This window comes from Chthoniobacter flavus Ellin428 (assembly GCF_000173075.1).
Classification (GTDB): Bacteria; Verrucomicrobiota; Verrucomicrobiia; order Chthoniobacterales; family Chthoniobacteraceae; genus Chthoniobacter; species Chthoniobacter flavus.
In genome coordinates, this window is the sequence record NZ_ABVL01000007.1 from 238,147 (window position 1) to 253,785 (window position 15,639).

The 15,639-nt window shown below is 59.9% G+C and carries 18 protein-coding genes; 3 read left to right on the forward strand and 15 right to left on the reverse strand.

Features of this window, described 5'->3' with window-relative positions; genetic code table 11:
- Window positions 1–61: 61 nt before the first annotated feature.
- Both CFE428DRAFT_RS13945 and CFE428DRAFT_RS13950 read right to left on the reverse strand, forming a co-directional pair.
- Window positions 62–697, reverse strand: a complete 636-nt coding sequence (locus tag CFE428DRAFT_RS13945) for a hypothetical protein (protein ID WP_006980204.1) — start codon at window positions 695–697, stop codon at window positions 62–64.
- 10 nt (window positions 698–707) lie between these two features.
- A complete protein-coding gene (locus tag CFE428DRAFT_RS13950; protein ID WP_162145267.1) occupies window positions 708–3,056 on the reverse strand; it encodes a patatin-like phospholipase family protein in 2,349 nt (782 codons plus the stop codon).
- A 192-nt stretch (window positions 3,057–3,248) separates the two neighbouring features.
- Between CFE428DRAFT_RS13950 and CFE428DRAFT_RS13955 the strand changes: the two genes are divergently transcribed.
- Together CFE428DRAFT_RS13955 and CFE428DRAFT_RS37325 are read left to right on the forward strand one after the other, a co-directional pair.
- Window positions 3,249–4,052 carry a hypothetical protein gene (locus tag CFE428DRAFT_RS13955; protein WP_006980206.1) on the forward strand — a complete coding sequence of 268 codons (804 nt, stop codon included), beginning with the start codon at window positions 3,249–3,251 and terminating at the stop codon, window positions 4,050–4,052.
- Between the two features lie 503 nt (window positions 4,053–4,555).
- Window positions 4,556–4,852, forward strand: coding sequence for a hypothetical protein (locus CFE428DRAFT_RS37325; protein ID WP_006980207.1), 297 nt, complete (start codon window positions 4,556–4,558; stop codon window positions 4,850–4,852).
- Between the two features lie 137 nt (window positions 4,853–4,989).
- Here the strand turns inward: CFE428DRAFT_RS37325 and CFE428DRAFT_RS13960 are convergent, their stop codons facing one another.
- The 6 genes from CFE428DRAFT_RS13960 to CFE428DRAFT_RS13985 all read right to left on the reverse strand — a co-directional run bounded on the left by CFE428DRAFT_RS13960 (window position 4,990) and on the right by CFE428DRAFT_RS13985 (window position 8,785).
- Window positions 4,990–5,937 (reverse strand): CobW family GTP-binding protein, encoded by a 948-nt coding sequence (locus CFE428DRAFT_RS13960; RefSeq protein WP_006980208.1) that lies wholly within the window; start codon window positions 5,935–5,937, stop codon window positions 4,990–4,992.
- A gap of 130 nt (window positions 5,938–6,067) precedes the next feature.
- Complete coding sequence (locus tag CFE428DRAFT_RS13965) at window positions 6,068–6,271, reverse strand: hypothetical protein (RefSeq protein ID WP_006980209.1); 204 nt, start codon at window positions 6,269–6,271, stop codon at window positions 6,068–6,070.
- Between the two features lie 53 nt (window positions 6,272–6,324).
- Window positions 6,325–6,588: a 50S ribosomal protein L28 gene (gene rpmB / locus CFE428DRAFT_RS13970; protein ID WP_006980210.1), complete on the reverse strand. Its 264-nt coding sequence runs from the start codon at window positions 6,586–6,588 to the stop codon at window positions 6,325–6,327.
- 187 nt (window positions 6,589–6,775) lie between these two features.
- On the reverse strand, window positions 6,776–7,753 hold the full coding sequence (gene gmd, locus CFE428DRAFT_RS13975) for a GDP-mannose 4,6-dehydratase (protein ID WP_006980211.1): 978 nt from the start codon (window positions 7,751–7,753) through the stop codon (window positions 6,776–6,778).
- Entirely contained in the window at window positions 7,750–8,520 is a 771-nt protein-coding gene (gene rph / locus CFE428DRAFT_RS13980; protein WP_006980212.1) for a ribonuclease PH, read from the reverse strand. Before rph ends, gmd begins: the two co-directional genes overlap by 4 nt.
- A gap of 73 nt (window positions 8,521–8,593) precedes the next feature.
- The gene (locus tag CFE428DRAFT_RS13985) at window positions 8,594–8,785 is read right to left on the reverse strand and encodes a hypothetical protein (RefSeq protein WP_006980213.1); all 192 of its coding nucleotides are present in this window, start codon (window positions 8,783–8,785) and stop codon (window positions 8,594–8,596) included.
- A 281-nt stretch (window positions 8,786–9,066) separates the two neighbouring features.
- On the opposite strand from CFE428DRAFT_RS13985, the gene CFE428DRAFT_RS13990 reads away from it, so the two are divergent.
- The gene (locus tag CFE428DRAFT_RS13990; protein WP_006980215.1) at window positions 9,067–11,529 is read left to right on the forward strand and encodes a glycogen/starch/alpha-glucan phosphorylase; all 2,463 of its coding nucleotides are present in this window, start codon (window positions 9,067–9,069) and stop codon (window positions 11,527–11,529) included.
- A 24-nt stretch (window positions 11,530–11,553) separates the two neighbouring features.
- On the opposite strand, the gene CFE428DRAFT_RS13995 is transcribed toward CFE428DRAFT_RS13990, so the two are convergent.
- From CFE428DRAFT_RS13995 to CFE428DRAFT_RS14025, 7 genes are all read right to left on the reverse strand, one after another.
- On the reverse strand, window positions 11,554–12,009 hold the full coding sequence (locus tag CFE428DRAFT_RS13995; RefSeq protein ID WP_006980216.1) for a 6-pyruvoyl trahydropterin synthase family protein: 456 nt from the start codon (window positions 12,007–12,009) through the stop codon (window positions 11,554–11,556).
- Window positions 12,010–12,014: 5 nt separating this feature from the next.
- A complete protein-coding gene (locus CFE428DRAFT_RS14000; protein WP_006980217.1) occupies window positions 12,015–12,710 on the reverse strand; it encodes a 7-carboxy-7-deazaguanine synthase QueE in 696 nt (231 codons plus the stop codon).
- Window position 12,711: 1 nt separating this feature from the next.
- A complete protein-coding gene (gene queC / locus CFE428DRAFT_RS14005) occupies window positions 12,712–13,410 on the reverse strand; it encodes a 7-cyano-7-deazaguanine synthase QueC (protein ID WP_006980218.1) in 699 nt (232 codons plus the stop codon).
- Window positions 13,407–13,880, reverse strand: coding sequence for a preQ(1) synthase (queF, locus tag CFE428DRAFT_RS14010; protein WP_042724956.1), 474 nt, complete (start codon window positions 13,878–13,880; stop codon window positions 13,407–13,409). The genes queC and queF overlap by 4 nt, the downstream gene beginning before the upstream one ends.
- A gap of 152 nt (window positions 13,881–14,032) precedes the next feature.
- A complete protein-coding gene (locus CFE428DRAFT_RS14015; RefSeq protein ID WP_006980220.1) occupies window positions 14,033–14,374 on the reverse strand; it encodes a hypothetical protein in 342 nt (113 codons plus the stop codon).
- 49 nt (window positions 14,375–14,423) lie between these two features.
- Complete coding sequence (locus CFE428DRAFT_RS14020; RefSeq protein ID WP_157447515.1) at window positions 14,424–14,690, reverse strand: hypothetical protein; 267 nt, start codon at window positions 14,688–14,690, stop codon at window positions 14,424–14,426.
- 305 nt (window positions 14,691–14,995) lie between these two features.
- Window positions 14,996–15,583 carry a dihydrofolate reductase family protein gene (locus tag CFE428DRAFT_RS14025; RefSeq protein WP_006980222.1) on the reverse strand — a complete coding sequence of 196 codons (588 nt, stop codon included), beginning with the start codon at window positions 15,581–15,583 and terminating at the stop codon, window positions 14,996–14,998.
- Window positions 15,584–15,639 lie beyond the last annotated feature (56 nt).

The window sequence follows — 15,639 nt, forward strand, 5'->3', positions numbered from 1 at the left end:
AGCGTTAGTCAGCCGAAGGGCCGGTTTCGTTCATCGAAAAAGTTAAATGGACTTCGGTCGATTATATTCCGCCGCGCGTGGGGAAAATTCGGCAAAGCACGAGATGCGTGGGCCACCAGATCAGAAACGGCAGGCCGATCAATAACGTCGTGAGCCACGCCCACGGGGGCATCCAGTGCTGCGGCACGTCATCGCTGAACCCATGGACGTAGTTGATATTTACGGCCTTCAACGACTCGGGCGGACGTTCGCCGGGGCGGGGCAGGCAAAAATAGCAAACCAGCATCAGCACACAGGCGATGACCACCCAGACTCGCAGAGCGCGGTGATCATAGCCCAACCGCTTCACGAGATAGAGCAGGAAGAAAGGCAGCCAGCCGTGAAAAAGAGAGAGCGCGCGCGTGAAGATAGGGACCTTCGGATTCCACATATACGCGCTCATGCCGGTGATCCTTAGTCCGAGGAAATGCGCCCCCAAGTCGAATGCCCAAAGGATTTGCGGTAACACGATGCCGACCGCGGCGACGCTCGCCAGCAGCGCGCTTTCCATCCAAAGCGCGAAGAGCGTGAGAAACGCCGCGACGTCGCAAAAGTAGAGAAAATTGGTCGGGCCGTAGACGCGCCAGTAGTTCGGAATCAGCACCGCCAGGAAGACGGTGTAGGCGATTTTGACCCAGAGCGGAATGGAGCCGGACATGCGGTTTGTTTTACGGAGCTGGTCTTATCTGGTTTCGCCCCGTACGAAAGAGCGGCGCCAATTGAAGATACGCGGCGGCATTGCCGCCCTCGGAAACGCCGACTCCGAGAAAGAGCGGGCCGAGAAAAGTATCAGCGCCGAGGAAAACGCTCCCCGCGAAGGTCGCATCTTCCAGACGGAAATGGCCGCCCCAGACCTCGCCTGCTTCCAAAGAAAATCCGCCGTAGAGGCTGCGCGCGACGCCCGGACCGAGATCGGCCAGTTTGCGGTAATAGACGAGTTCCGCGAGGGCGGCGTTGTCGTCGAAAAGACTGCCGCGGCGGAATCCGGAGAGATTGAGAAACCCGCCGAGCGGGACCTGATCGTAGATGGGCACATGCTCGCCGCCGAGTTTGAGCGAAGCGCTGACACGCGGCACGATCGTGTTTTTGCCGAAGGTAATGGGCGCAAACATCTGGCCTTCGAAGCGGGTGTAGTTATCGGAGGCGCCGAGTTCCCGGCGCGAGGCCATCACCGAGCTGCTGGCATAGATGCCATGCCGGGCGAAGCTCTCGGAATCGAGGTTGTCGATGATGAGATCCGCATGCACCCAGCCGCGGTCGAAGCTCGAGGGCAACTTTGCCGGGCCCAGTTTTTCCATGATCCGGCCGACCCCGCGATCGTAGCCGATGCGCAGCTCGCCCGCCTGCCACAGGCGCGCCCCCAGGTCGAGCCCCGCGAATTCATCTTGCTGCCGAAAACGCAACGGGTCGCCCTCGCCGGTGCGGCCCAGGATGTAGTCGCTGTCGAAGAGCGCATGCGCCGCAAAGAAAAGGCGTCTCTGCCAGTCGATCGGCTGATACCACTCGGTTTGCACGCGGGTGGTTTCGCCAATGCTCAAGTAGCTGTTCCACTCGCCGCCGAGCGAATTGAGCTCGGTCATCCGGTAGGCGAGGAGCAGCGCGAAATCCGTGTCGTCGTTCGAGCTGTAGGCGAGATCGAAGCCGAAGTTGAGATAGCTGGTGCCGGTCTTCTTTTGCTGGGCCTTTACCACCAGCCCGTACTGGTCACCGCGCTGGATCACTTGGTAATCGCCCACTTCGAATTTCTGCATCTCACCCAAGTCGCCGATGAGCGACTGCAGCCGGACGAAAGGGTGCATCGATTTGACGTCAAATTCCATGGGCTTGGAGAGGGCGTGATGAAACTCTCCCTGCGGCGTCTTCACATTGAGGAAAGACACCATCACCGGCTTGCCGCGGGGCACCCGCTGCCGCGCCAGATACTGCTGGAAGGCATCTTCGCCCACCGAAAGATGCGCCAGTCGCGCGCGGTTTTGCAGGGTTTGCTGGTAACCGGCGTCGATCACCTGGGGGGCTTTCTTGAAGTCCGCCGCTCCCAGGTCCTCGATCTTGATGCGCAACAAAACATCGTCGGGACCGAGGCGCGCGATTTGTTCCTGCATCTGCTTTTGGACAAAAATGGTGAGCACTTGATTGGCGATGCTCGTGGCGGTCTCGAGGTCGGATGACTTCTTCAGTTGATCGATGGATTCCACGGCGATCACCACATCGGCGCCCATCTCCTTCACGACATCGATCGGCAGGTTGTCGGTGATGCCGCCATCGACGAGCCGGGCCCCCCGAATGACTTGCGGCGTAAAAAGAGCCGGCACCGACAAGCTCGCCCGCATGCTTTCGACCAGGTCCCCGTCGCGCAGCACCACCTTGTTGCCGGTTTCGATGTCCGTGGCCACGGCGCGGAACGGGATGGGCAATTTTGCAAAGTCCCGGATCTCACGTACCGGAACGGTGAGCTCTCGCAGGCTCGCCATGACATTGCGGCCATGAATCAGCCCCGCCGGCAAGGTCAGTCCCTTGCGCGAGACTTTGAACGCGATGCCCTGGTTCACGTCGAATTCGCGTTGCTTCGTGCGGAAACTCTCGCTCTCGCGCGGGATCGAGTCGGAAAGCAAAAAATCCCAATCGGCATGCCGGAGCCAGTCGTCGATCTCCTCCGGAGACCGCCCGCTGGCATACAATCCGCCCACCACGGAGCCCATGCTCGTTCCCGCGATGTAGTCGACTGGAATATGAAGCTCCTCCAGCGCTTTCAGCACCCCCACGTGGGCGAGGCCAAAGGCTGCACCGCCGCTGAGCACCAGGCCGATTTTGGGGCGCCGTTCGGAAGAAGTTTCCTCCGCGGCGCAGGCGGGCGAGTGGAGCAGGAAGGTGAGCGCCAGCACCAAAGCGCTGGTGCCCGCGAGCGATGCCCGCCACGCACCGGCAATACAGATGCCTGGGGTGACAGGCTCGTCAATCGGCCGAAGGTCCTGCGGTCGGCCAGACTTCGTCTTTCGGAGATGGGGGGAGGGGTTCACTTTTTTCGGGGGAGTGGCCGCCAGCCAAGGCTGGCTGCTGGGTGACTTCGGATTGTCGGTGACTCCAGTCTGCAGAGTATTCGGACCAACCTCTGTTTTAGGTCGTTGTGACAATCGACTACTTTCAGAGAAGAGCTTCACGTAGCCGCCATGGCTCAGTCCGTGCTCCATTCGAGGATGGCTTCCTCTGCTATGTCTTACTACCCCCTTTCGCGCCCGGTTCTCTCATCCTGCGTCGTACTCAGCCTCAGCCTGTTGCTTTTCGCTGGGTCGTGTCACGGGGCACAAGCCGCGACCAATGCCTCGGCAGCGCCTGCCCCTGCGGCTCCTGCTGCCGCGAAGCCGGCGGCCAATGGGGGCTTGTTTCCCGATCAGGAACCGGTGCTGGTGGAGAAGGCGACCCTACGCAATTTGCTCGATGCGGTGGCGCGCAAGGACGCGGCGACGGTGACGCCGATCGTCTGGCAATTTCTGGCGGCGATGTCCAAGTCCAAGGACCAGGGCGTGGGGCCGAGCGAATACCTGGCGGCGGCTTACAAGGCGGAACGGGTCAAGGGGACGGACGCCGCGACGGCCCAGAATTGCCTGCTCAGTGCTTGGGCCGGCGCGCAGAGCCTGGCGTTGTTTACGCCGGATAATATCGCTCGCATGGAACGCGGCACCGCGCCCTACGGTACCCGCGGCGCGGATCGCGGCCGCCCGGTGAATTTCGACCTGACAGTCCTGCCGACGGTGGCGCTCACCACCGCGCAGCCCACGCGCAAGGCAGCGACCGCGGCCACGCCATTGCCCACCGCAGAGATAGCCCCGGTGGAGCCCGGGTTCACCGTCAGGACGGTGGAGGTGAAGCTGCACGAGAAGATTTCCCTGGATCAGTTCGGCATCCGCGGCATGACTTCAGCCTCGAAAGCGTGGACCCGCAGAATTCCGTGGTCTTTACCTATGAAGACCGGATCTCGCACCGCAACGGCTACGGCGATCACATGGATACGTTGAATCAGTTGAGCCAGCAGATGGGCTCGGCGAATGGACTCAACCGGATGACCACCTTCGTGACCGCAGGAGATTTCCGATTTCGAAGTTGCACGGAGTGAAGCTGGTGACGATTCCCGTTTGGGGCGGTCTATCTCGATACTGATGATCTCAGCGGCTTCACTTATAAGATCGTCATTCGCGTGGGCCACCGAGGCGTTGATGCAAGATCGTCTCCCTCCGGAGCGGCGGAAGCTTTACGATCTGCATAACCCGGCGCCGTAGGTTTGCTGACGATCGGCGAAGCCGTGCCGTCGTCATTTCATCGGGAAACGGAAGATGAGAGCGAGCGCTGTCGACCGTTGTCTGCTGCGGCGGTGCGAAGTGGGGTACTTTGCTAAAAAAATTTCCAGCGGGCGTTGCCTTCTGGAGAGGCGGAAAATTCTGTAGGTATTTTCACTCAAGTTTGGGTCTTGGGACCCGGGCCCTGGACGGGCCATGGTCCGTGTCGTGCTAAACGATCAAGGGTGTCCACCTCTACCTCTTCTCGAATCCGGTCGCTGCCTTCCGCAGCGCGCGCCTTCCTGACCAAATACCTGAAGTTCGCTCTCCGCGGATTTCTCGTCGGATACCTTCTGTTTCCGGTGTGCGGGTTGGCCCTGCTGCTCAGCCTGTGGTGCCAGCATTCGCCACACTTCCATTACGCGTGGGATTTGATGCGAGCGATGCTCTTCGGCCCGTTCCAGCTCTTCTTCGTGAGCAGCGGGGTAGTCATGGCGCTATTCGCCATTCCCTACGCGAACGAGACGCAGCGCGAAGCGTAAGCGACGGGACAGGTCCAAGCGACACCGACGGCTGAGGCGGGGGAGGGGAATAGCGGCGGACGGTCACGGGCGAGCCGCCTTCCCCCTAGGCTCTGTCTCAACGTTGGTAGATTGAGCGAGCCATCCGGCCCGTCAATTTACGCCAGGCACTTTTCCAGCTCGGCGCGAATCTTCTTGTCGTCGAGTTGCTTGCCGATGAAGACGAGCTGACTGGCGCGCGTCTCGTCTTTTTCCCAGAGGCGATCCCACATGATGGTGAAGCGGTTGTTCACGCCGTGGAAGATGGCGCGACGTGGATTGCCAGCGATGGAGATGAATCCCTTGGAGCGATACACCTTCTCGTTCTCAGAGAGCTTCTGGACGAAGAATTCGAACTTTTCGACGTTGAACGGCTTGTCGAACTCGAAGGAGAAACTCTGGATATCGTGATGGTGACGGGCGTTGAGCTCGTTGAGGAACTCGGGATCCACGGAGAGCTTGTGGTCCAGCTTGAAGGCGTTCATGTCCAGGATCTCCTTCAGGTTCGCCTGGGACTGGTTGGTGTGGAAGATGGTGGCGTGCGGGTTGAGTTCGCGGACCTTCGCCTCGAGCTTCGCGAGGTGCTCGGCGGAGACGAGGTCGGTCTTGTTCAACAGAAGGAAATCGGCCATCGCGACCTGTTCACGGGCGGTCTCGGTTTCCTTCATCTGCTTCTCGATCTGCTCGGAGTCGACCACCGTGATGATCGAGTCCATGCGGACGAACTGCTGCAGGGCCGGGATGTTCAGGAAAGTTTGCGCTACCGGGCCGGGATCGGCGATGCCGGTGGTCTCGATGAGCAGGTAGTCGAAACCGCCCTTCTTCACGAGGTTCTGCACGCCCTTCACGAGATCTTTGCGGACGGTGCAGCAGAGGCAGCCGTTGGAGAGCTCCAGGATGTCGTCGCTGGTCTTCTCCACCAGAGCGCCGTCAATGCCGATGCGGCCAACTTCATTGATGATCACGGCGAATTTGTAGCCGTGGTTTTGCTTAAGAATGTAGTTGAGGAGCGTGGTTTTGCCGGCGCCGAGGAAGCCGGTCAGGATGGTGACGGGGACGGGATTCATGGGAAGATCGAAAAGAGAAAGGAAGGGAAAGGTAGAGAGGATCGCGAACTTTGCACGTCTCTTGAAAAAGAAACTGGCGGCTTGGAGATAACTCCAAAGCCGCCAGAAATCTTTGCGATTGTGGGGAGACCTACTTCTTTTTCTTCAACAGCGGAAGACCTGTCTTCGAGTTCTCGGAGACCTCGTAGCCTTCGGGCAGCGCGTCGATGGCGCCTTCCTTGGGCTCGGCTCCGAAGTAATAAAGGATGACCTTCTGGCCGCCCTTCAGCTCCTGATGCCGTTGGTGAAGGAAGTAGGTTTTACCTGATTTCTTGGAAATAACACTGAACGCCATAGGAATGATCTAGTAGGGTTAAGTTTGTGACGGAATCGGCTTAAAGCCGGTGTTTAAACAACACCAGCCGCCTTCAGAGTGGCATAAGCCCCGTTCTTCGTCACGGTTTTAAGTGCGCGAGTCGAGAGCTTTACCGTCACAAAACGCTTGAGTTCAGAGACCCAAATGCGCTTCTTCTTCAGGTTTGGCGTGAAAGTGCGGGACACCGCCTTGGTGACGTGCTGGCCGATACCGCCCTTTTTCTTGGCGAGACCACGACGATGAATCTTGCTCCCTTTGACCGGGCGGGCGTTGGTAATGCTGCAAACTTTGCTCATACAGGAAAATGGGTTTGGTGCGAGTGGGGCGGGGACAATGGAGGGGAGGGGCGGGTTGGTCAAGGGAGAATTTCCGCAGTCCGCTCTCTTAATCGTAATCTTACTCTTACTCTTAATCTCTCCGGGCCCTTCCAGAGTAAGAGTAAGTAGGATTAAGATTAAGAAAGCCTCCTGCGGAGATGAAAAATCAGTCGAGCGCAGCCAGGTCTGCGTCGACCATGATCTTCACGAGATCCTTGAAGTGGGTCTTCGGTTCCCATCCGAGCTTGGTTTTGGCCTTGGCGGGGTCTCCGATCAGGAGCTCGACTTCGGCAGGGCGCTCGTAACGGGCGTCGTATTTTACGTATTTTTCCCAATCGAGACCGACATGGCCGAAGGCCTCGACGACGAATTCCTTCACGCTGTGGGTCTCGTTGGTGGCCAGCACGTAATCATCGCCTTCCGGCTGCTGGAGCATGCGCCACATGCCCTCCACATACTCTGGAGCGAAGCCCCAGTCGCGCTTGGCGTCGAGGTTGCCGAGATAAAGTTCCTTCTGTTTCCCCTTCTTGATCGCCGCCACCGCACGGGTGATTTTGCGGGTCACGAAGGTCTCGCCGCGGCGCGGGCTCTCGTGGTTGAAGAGAATGCCGTTGCTGGCATGCATGCCGTAGCTCTCGCGGTAGTTTACCGTGGCCCAGTAGGCGTAGACCTTGGCCACCGCATAGGGGGAGCGCGGCCAGAAAGGCGTGGTCTCGGTCTGCGGCACGGCCTGCACCTTGCCGAACATTTCACTGGAGCTGGCTTGGTAAAAGCGAGCCTGCACCTTGGATTCGCGGATCGCCTCCAGAATGCGGATGGTGCCGAGCGCGGTGACGTCGCCGGTATTCTCCGGGATGTCGAAGCTCACGCGCACATGGCTCTGGGCGCCAAGGTGATAAATCTCCTCCGGCCCGACGCGGTCGATCAGCCGCGTGAGGTTCAGCGCGTCCGAAAGATCGCCGTAGTGCAGAAAGAGGCGCACCCCGTGGACATGCGGGTCCGCGTAAAGGTGGTCGATGCGCGACGTATTGAAAGTGCTGGCGCGGCGGATGATGCCGTGGACCTCATAGCCCTTTTCGAGCAAAAGATCGGCGAGATAGGAGCCGTCCTGGCCGGTAATGCCGGTGATGAGCGCTTTTTTCATGATGGAAAGACGAGGCCCACGGGTTCAGGGGTTTCCGCGGAGGCGGAGCTAATAGCGGCTCGCTGCGCGGCGATCAACTCTCCGATGCCTTTTTTTCCGAGGGTCATCATCGCGGCCAGTTCGCTCTCGGAGAAAGTCTGCTCCTCACCGGAGCCCTGCACTTCGACAAATTGCCCGTTGGCGGTCATGACCAGATTCATGTCCACCGAGGCGTCCTTGTCCTCGAGGTAGTTGAGATCGAGCATCGGCTCGCCATTGACCACGCCCACGCTGACTGCGGCGACGAGTTGCTTGATGGGCGACTTGGTAAGCAGCTTCTTTTCGATGAGCTTCTCCACGGCCAGCGACGCCGCTACACAGGCCCCGGTGATCGAAGCCGTGCGCGTGCCGCCATCGGCCTGCAGCACATCGCAATCGATGCACAACGTGCGCGGCCCAAGTAGATCGAGATCGACCACCGCGCGCAGCGAGCGCCCGATGAGCCGCTGAATCTCCACACTGCGTCCGTCTATCCTGCCCTTCGCGCTGTCGCGCTGCTTCCGTTCCAGGGTGGAGTAAGGGAGCATGGAATACTCTGCGGTGAGCCAGCCGCCGGGCACCTTCTGGAATTTCATCCAGTTCGGAATGCTCTCCTCGATCATCGCGCTGCAGATGACGCGGGTATTCCCCGCGGCGACCAGCACCGAGCCGGTGGAGTGCGGAGCGATATTCGGCGTGAAGGAAATCGGGCGGAGTTGGTCGTTCTTGCGACCGTCATTTCGAGGCATGCCGCGCAGGGTAGGGAAAACCCGGGGAGAGAGGGAAGTGCGGAGTTGGGCGGCCGCTATCTGGTGGCCGGCATCACCACCGGAATCTGATCAGATTGGAATTCAAATCGCCCGGCAGATCGTCCACCCCCTCCAGAAGATCTCCAGCGACTTCGCCGACGGTAACTTGCTGCCTTTCAAAACGTTCGCGAATCTTGCGATTCAAAACGAGCAATTCCGAGGAATTGAGCGATTCCACTTCGGCGAGGATCTCTTGAAGGCTCATGCGTTTCCAGCAGCATAGGGTGAAGCACTGAAGATTGCGAGAATTTCCCGGGACAAGCGAGAGACGGCGCGGGACCACGGGTTACAGGATTTCACAGATGAAGCTGCGCTGGGTCTCTACCCTCCGTGTCATCGACGAAATCCGCCGTCAAAAATTTTACCAACTCGCGCGCCCAGAGCACGTAACGCCCGAGCCCCTTTGCCATCTGCCATTTTCAATCTGCCCTTCCTCCTGGAATTTCCTTGTCATCCCTCGGTGTTGGGACGAAAGCAACTCACCGTATGTCTGAATCCGCGCAGTTCACATCGGCGATTGATCACTCGGTCCCAGGGCTCAAGAAGCTGATCAAAAATCACCTGAAGTTCAGCCTGGCCCGCGATACCCAAACGGCCTCGCGGCGCGACTGGTGGCTGGCCACATCCAAGGCCGCCCAGAGTCTCATCATCGAGCGCATGATCGCCACGCAGACGGCCCATCACCGGACCAACGCGAAACGCGTCTATTATTTCTCGCTGGAATTCCTCATGGGGCGCCTGTTCTCGAACAGCCTCTACAGCGCCGGCATCTTCGATGAGATCGAGCTCGCCCTGCAGGAGATGGGCCTCGATACCGAAACGCTGCGCAAAGAGGAGTACGACATGGCGCTCGGCAACGGCGGCCTCGGCCGTCTCGCTGCGTGTTTCCTCGATTCGCTCGCCACGCTCGATCTGCCGGCGGTCGGCTACGGCATCCACTACCAGTACGGCCTCTTCAAGCAGGAATTCCGCAACGGCCACCAGGTCGAGTTGCCCGACGCCTGGCTGACCTACGGCACGCCGTGGGAAATCGTCCGCCCCGAGCACTCCACCGAAGTGCAAGTCTTCGGCCAGGTGGAAAACGTCTTCGACGACCGCGGCAACTACGTGCCCCGCTGGACCGGCGGGAAAAAGATTCTCGGTGTCCCCTACGATATCCCGATCCCCGGCTTCGGCACGAATACGGTGAACTTCCTCCGTCTGTGGGAATCGCGTGCGCCGGAGGAATTCGATTTCGAGGCCTTCAACCGTGGCGGTTACGGCGAGGCCGTGCGCGAAAAGAACGTCAGCGAGACGATCTCCAAAGTCCTCTATCCGAACGACAAGACCGAGAGTGGCAAGGAACTGCGCCTCGTGCAGCAGTACTTCTTCGTCGCCTGCTCGCTGCGCGATATCTTCCGCCGCTTCCGCAAGGACAACGAAGCGTGGGAGGATTTCCCCGAGAAAGTCGCCATCCAGCTCAACGACACCCACCCGGCCATCGCCATCGTGGAACTGCTGCGTCTCTTCCACGACGAATACGGCATGGCGTGGGAAAAGGCCTGGTCGATCGTCACCAAGACTTTTGCTTACACGAACCACACGTTGCTGCCCGAGGCGCTGGAAAAGTGGAGCGTGCCGCTCTTCCAGAAAGTGCTCCCGCGCCATCTCCAGCTCATCTTCGAAATCAACAAGCGCCACCTCGAGCAGGTGGAAGCGAAGTGGCCCGGCGATGTGCACAGGAAGCGTGTGCTTTCGATCATCGAGGAAGGCCACGTGCAGATGGTGCGCATGGCGCATCTCTCGGTCGTGGGCAGCTTCTCGGTGAATGGCGTGGCCGCACTGCACACCCAGTTGCTCAAGGCGGAGCTCTTCCCGGAGTTCGACGAAATGTTCCCGGGCAAGTTCAACAACAAGACCAACGGCATCACGCCGCGGCGCTGGCTGCTGGCCTGCAATCCGCGCCTAAGCACGCTGATTTCGAAAAAGATCGGCACCGGCTGGGAGCGCGACCTCGACAAGCTCCGCGGGCTCGAGCAATACGCCAACGACCCGGACTTCCAGAGCGAGTTCATGGCTGTGAAGCACGCCAACAAGGTGGACCTCGCGCGGATCATCAAGACCCAGATCGGTATCTCCGTGAACCCGGCGGCCCTTTTCGATGTGCAGATCAAACGCTTGCACGAATACAAGCGACAACACCTGAACCTGCTGCACATCCTCGCGTTGTACCGCCGATTGCTGCAGAACCCGGATCTCGATATCGCCCCGCGCGTCTTCATCTTCTCGGCGAAGGCCGCCCCTGGCTACGATCTGGCCAAGTGCATCATCAAGGCAATCAACTCCGTCGGCACGCACATCAACGCCGACAAGCGGATTAACGATCGCCTCAAGGTCGTGTTCCTGCCGAATTACCGCGTGTCGCTCGCGCAACGCATCGTCCCGGCGGCCGATCTCTCGGAACAAATCTCCACCGCCGGCAAGGAAGCCAGCGGCACCGGCAACATGAAGCTCGCCCTCAACGGCGCGCTGACCATCGGCACGCTCGATGGCGCCAACGTCGAAATCCGCGAAGAGGTCGGCGAGGAGAATATCTTCATCTGTGGCATGACCGTGGAGGAAGTGACCGCGCTGGTGAAGAAGGGCTATCGTCCGCACGATTTCTACATGGCGAACGAAGAGCTGCGCGCCGTGGTCGACTGGATCGGGTCGAATTATTTCACACCCGACGAACCCGGCTGCCTGCGCATGCTCTGCGACAATCTCATCTACAACGATCCGTTCCTCGTGCTGGCCGATTTCCAGTCCTACAGCGACTCCCACAAGTTGGTGGACGCCGCCTTCAAGGACAAGCCGCGCTGGGCGAAGATGGCGATCATGAACACCGCGCGCATGGGCAAATTCTCCAGCGACCGGACGATCGGCCAGTACGCCAGCGAGATCTGGAAGCTGGACCCGGTGAAGGTCTGAGCGGCTTCGCCGCTAACATCCAATCTATTCCGCGTATTCCGCCCACGACGTGGCTGTCTCCCACACGCGGACGGTCACGAGGCGCGCGTCGAGGCGCAGCGGGTAGCGCGAGTCCTGCTTTTGCGAGTAAGCGCTCAGGGCCTTGGAGGCGTGATCGAAAATCGTCCGCGCCAGCACTTCGGTCGTGGGATCCTGATTCTCGAAGCCGATGACCCGGTCGCCGTAGCGTTGCTTGAATTCCGCGTAGGCCGGGTCACTCGTATTCATGCACAGCGCATGGTCAAAGGTGTCCAGCCATTGGCCGACGGCGTCCTTGATGATCTTGAAATCGCACACCATCTCGTTGCGGTCGAGTTCCGCGGCCTCGAGCACAAACTCGACTTTGCGCGTGTGTCCATGCGGAAACTGGCACTTGTCCGGATGCTTGGACAGCATGTGCCCGTTTTCGATGTCGATGGTTTTGCAGATTCGGTAAGGCATGAAAATCAGGTTCCTCTCGTGTTCCCGAAGAGGGCGATGTGCAGACGGTGGCAATAGCGATAACCACGCCGCTTGCATAGATCGATGAGCGATTCCTCCCGGCCGTGAATCGTCTGCAGGTCGGTCCCCTGCGGCATGAGCTGGACTTTGTGCGGCGGAATCGGCGCGCCGATCCTGTCGAGCAGCGCTTCGATTTCCTCCACGTCCGACGATTGCTCGACCACAAACTTCAGTTGGAACGGGTGACGCTCGATCCACGCCCGCAGCACCTCCGGTTGCAGCCGCGCCTTTTCATGCCGTTCGCGCCATCCCTCGGCGATCTCGCCTTCCAGCGGCGTCGAGTTGCCGAGTTTCGGACTCAGCGACGCGAGATCACAGGCGATCCCTTCCGGCGCGATCGTCCCCGCGGTTTCGATGGTGATGTGCTTGCCGGCCTCGCGAAACCGTTGCGCCAATTCGTGAATTCCTTTTGCGACCATCGGTTCGCCGCCAGTCAAAACGACATGCGTGGCGGGGAAGGCGTCGACGCGCGCAAAAATCTCCGCGATACTCATCTCGTCGCCTTGCGGATTCCAGGAGGCGTATTTCGTATCGCACCACCGGCAGCGCAGATTGCAGCCCGAAGTGCGCACGAAGACCGATGGGACGCCGGTCAATTCGCCTTCGCCTTGGATGGAGTAGAAGATCTCGGAAATCAGCACGTCAGCTCGTCACAGGTTTGGCCGGCAACGGCGCCACACTCGCGTAAACCGTGGGATCTGGAATGCCGGCGACCGCGAATGCTTCGCGCCGCTCGACGCAAGTGCCGCACGTCCCGCAGTGAATCTCCTGCCCCTTGTAGCACGACCAGGTTTTCGCAAAGTCGACGCCCAGCTCATGGCCGCGCGCGGCGATCTGCGCCTTGGAAAAATGAATGAACGGACGGAGCAGTTGAATCTCCGCGTAGGTGCCCAGGCGAATGGCTTCGCCCATCGCCTGCATGAAGGCCTCGCGACAGTCCGGGTAGATCGCGTGATCTCCCGCGTGTGCGGCGATGATCAAGCCCTGCGCGCCGACGCTCTCCGCGTAACCGCCGGCGATCGAGAGCATGATGCCATTCCGAAAAGGCACGACCGTCTGCTTCATCGTCAATTCCTCGTAATGCCCGTCCGGAATCGCCCCGCCCGACTGCAGCAAATCCGAGGCGAAGAGCTCGTTGATAAAGGAGAGCGGGATGACCCGATGAGGCACGCCCAGCCGCTCGCAGTGGTATGCCGCCAGGGGAATCTCCTTGTGGTTATGCTTTGAACCGTAATCGAAACTCAACGCCCCCACAACTGGATGCTCCGCCTGGGTATGATACAGGGCCGCGACAGAATCCATTCCGCCGCTGACCAGGACGACGACTTTGCTCCGGCTCATGAACGGGTGCGCCGGGGCGATGCCGGCTTCGTTCGTTTGGGCGCCTTCGCATTCTCAGGACGATCCGGATATTCCGCGTCCACGATCACGCCGATGCCGCCGCGGGGCGCAAATTCCCCGTGCACCATCGCATGGCGCGGGCGGCACGCCTCCACGATGTCATCGAGGATCCGGTTCACGATCGCCTCGTTGAAGGATCGCGTATTCCGGAAAGACGCCAGGTAGAATTTGAGCGACTTGGTTTCAATGCAGAGCTCGCCAGGAATGTATTCGATGCGAATCTTCGCGAAATCGGGCTGCCCGGTGACCGGGCACATGGAGGTGAATTCCCCACACTCAAACGTGATCCAATAATCGCGCTTGGCGTTCTCGTTCTTGAACGTCTCCAGGGTGGCCGCCTTCGGGTGCTCGGGAAATTTCGCGGTATGTCCGAGGAGCGAAAGGCGGGAGTATTTTTTCGGTGTAGTCACAGGTATCAGGGTCGAATGAGAATCGCGGGCAATAATTTCGGCAGAGTCTGGCAACTCGCCGGGCTCCGGGCAATCCGCATCGCCGTAAAGGTGCACGGGTCCGCCCGTTAATCCAGTGTCTCCTATGCGCCGCCGTTGACAGTGACGCAGGGCTAGGCGGTCGGCTTATCCACAGATCCCTTCTTTTGTTGGAGCGCCTGGAGTTGCCTTTGGCGTTCGGGTTCGCCGAGACGACCAAAAAGCCAAAGCAAGAAACCGAAGATCACGACCAAACCGAGGTAAACAACAAAACCGAAACCGGGAAATGGGTTCCTGCCAAGCGCGTTCAACACCTCACTACAGCCGATCGCCAGGGGAAGGGAGCAGATGACCGGGAAGTCAAGTGTGGGAGGTCCGCCGCCATTGAAGAGATCGTGAGCGCAGTTCCAAACCACACAGCCTTTGCAGACGGCCCAGAGAAAACCGATGGCGAGAGCGACAATCCCGATGGTCATTTGGGTTTCGGAGTGAACTTCAGTTTCAGTTCATCGCGAGTTTGTCGGCCTAATATGACCCGAAAAAGCCGAGTGCGAAGAAACGGGTGATGACGGATGCGAAGGCGATACCAAGGGTCAGAAGTAACCAGCGCCAGCGGAGCCAGAAAGCACGGAAGCCGGAGAACTGCGCGAAGACGTCGGCGATATAGGCGCCGCAGTAGCAGACGTTCGCGAGCACAGCGAGTAAGAACAGCAAGAGGATGCTGTTGAGGCTGAGCGTGGAGCGCGACTGGGGCAGTCCCGCGATGAAGTAGCCGATGACGATGGCTGCCAAAGCCGCGTTGTAGATGAGGCGACGTGGCTCCCAGTATCGAATGGCATCCGTAACCATCTCGCGGAAAGGCGCGCGTCTTCCTTCGGTAGGTGGCGTAGCAACGGGTTGGTCGTTCGCCGTCGGCCCCGGTTGTTGGGGTGTCGTTCATAGGACACGCGCAGAAGCGCCCAACGCCCCCAATTCCGCAGCCGCGGGAGATTGCGGAGGAAGCGGAGGAAAACCGAGCGGAGCGAGATAGCCTGCCGAAGGCAGCCCGCAGGGACGGCACGGCGGTGCCGGGCAATTATGGTTGGGCGGTATCAATTTCATTCGGTTCGCACTGGGCCGACGTGTCGATAAGTGTTGAGGAGCGCACCTGTGGACGTGGCCTTCGTGCTGAGAAGAGCGAATTCGCGCGGGTCAGCGTTGTCCGAAAAGCAGCGTTTGCCTCGGCCGAGCAAGACCGGGTAGACGATCAGCACCACCTCGTCGACGAGTCCCTGCTCGAGCAGCACGGGCGTCAACGTCGAACTCCCCCAGACGATCAGGTCAGGGCCGTCTTGTGACTTGAGGCGACGAACCCCCTCCATGATATCCGCGCCCAAGGGCCCGACCGGTCCCCATCCGAGGCTGTCCGGCCGGTGGGTCGCGACATATTTCGTTGCGGCGTTTAGACCTTCCGCGAACGGCCCGGTCTTGACCGTCGGCCAGAAGTCGGCCCAAAGATCGTAGGTGCGGCGACCCAGCAGTAGATCGAAGCCTTTGCCCTGGGCCTCGGCCAAAGCTTCTGCCCCGGCTGCACTGCGATACGGTGCCGACCATCCACCACGCGCGTAGTCGCTATCTTCGTTCGGTCCGCCGGGCGCAATCACGCCATCCAGCGAGATGTGTTCGAAGATCCTGATCTTTCTCATTTTGTCAGTCTACTTCTGCCGGATGTTTTTACCAGCCACCTTGGTAAGGCGCGGAA

What these genes read in the sequence shown, in the direction of transcription:
- CFE428DRAFT_RS13945 (WP_006980204.1), bottom strand. Translation starts at nt 697, where the DNA reads ATGTCCGGCTCCATTCCGCTCTGGGTCAAAATCGCCTACACCGTCTTC.
- CFE428DRAFT_RS13955 (WP_006980206.1), top strand. Translation starts at nt 3,249, where the DNA reads ATGTCTTACTACCCCCTTTCGCGCCCGGTTCTCTCATCCTGCGTCGTA.
- CFE428DRAFT_RS13960 (WP_006980208.1), bottom strand. Translation starts at nt 5,937, where the DNA reads ATGAATCCCGTCCCCGTCACCATCCTGACCGGCTTCCTCGGCGCCGGC.
- CFE428DRAFT_RS13965 (WP_006980209.1), bottom strand. Translation starts at nt 6,271, where the DNA reads ATGGCGTTCAGTGTTATTTCCAAGAAATCAGGTAAAACCTACTTCCTT.
- rpmB (WP_006980210.1), bottom strand. Translation starts at nt 6,588, where the DNA reads ATGAGCAAAGTTTGCAGCATTACCAACGCCCGCCCGGTCAAAGGGAGC.
- gmd (WP_006980211.1), bottom strand. Translation starts at nt 7,753, where the DNA reads ATGAAAAAAGCGCTCATCACCGGCATTACCGGCCAGGACGGCTCCTAT.
- rph (WP_006980212.1), bottom strand. Translation starts at nt 8,520, where the DNA reads ATGCCTCGAAATGACGGTCGCAAGAACGACCAACTCCGCCCGATTTCC.
- CFE428DRAFT_RS13985 (WP_006980213.1), bottom strand. Translation starts at nt 8,785, where the DNA reads ATGAGCCTTCAAGAGATCCTCGCCGAAGTGGAATCGCTCAATTCCTCG.
- CFE428DRAFT_RS13990 (WP_006980215.1), top strand. Translation starts at nt 9,067, where the DNA reads ATGTCTGAATCCGCGCAGTTCACATCGGCGATTGATCACTCGGTCCCA.
- CFE428DRAFT_RS13995 (WP_006980216.1), bottom strand. Translation starts at nt 12,009, where the DNA reads ATGCCTTACCGAATCTGCAAAACCATCGACATCGAAAACGGGCACATG.
- queC (WP_006980218.1), bottom strand. Translation starts at nt 13,410, where the DNA reads ATGAGCCGGAGCAAAGTCGTCGTCCTGGTCAGCGGCGGAATGGATTCT.
- CFE428DRAFT_RS14015 (WP_006980220.1), bottom strand. Translation starts at nt 14,374, where the DNA reads ATGACCATCGGGATTGTCGCTCTCGCCATCGGTTTTCTCTGGGCCGTC.
- CFE428DRAFT_RS14025 (WP_006980222.1), bottom strand. Translation starts at nt 15,583, where the DNA reads ATGAGAAAGATCAGGATCTTCGAACACATCTCGCTGGATGGCGTGATT.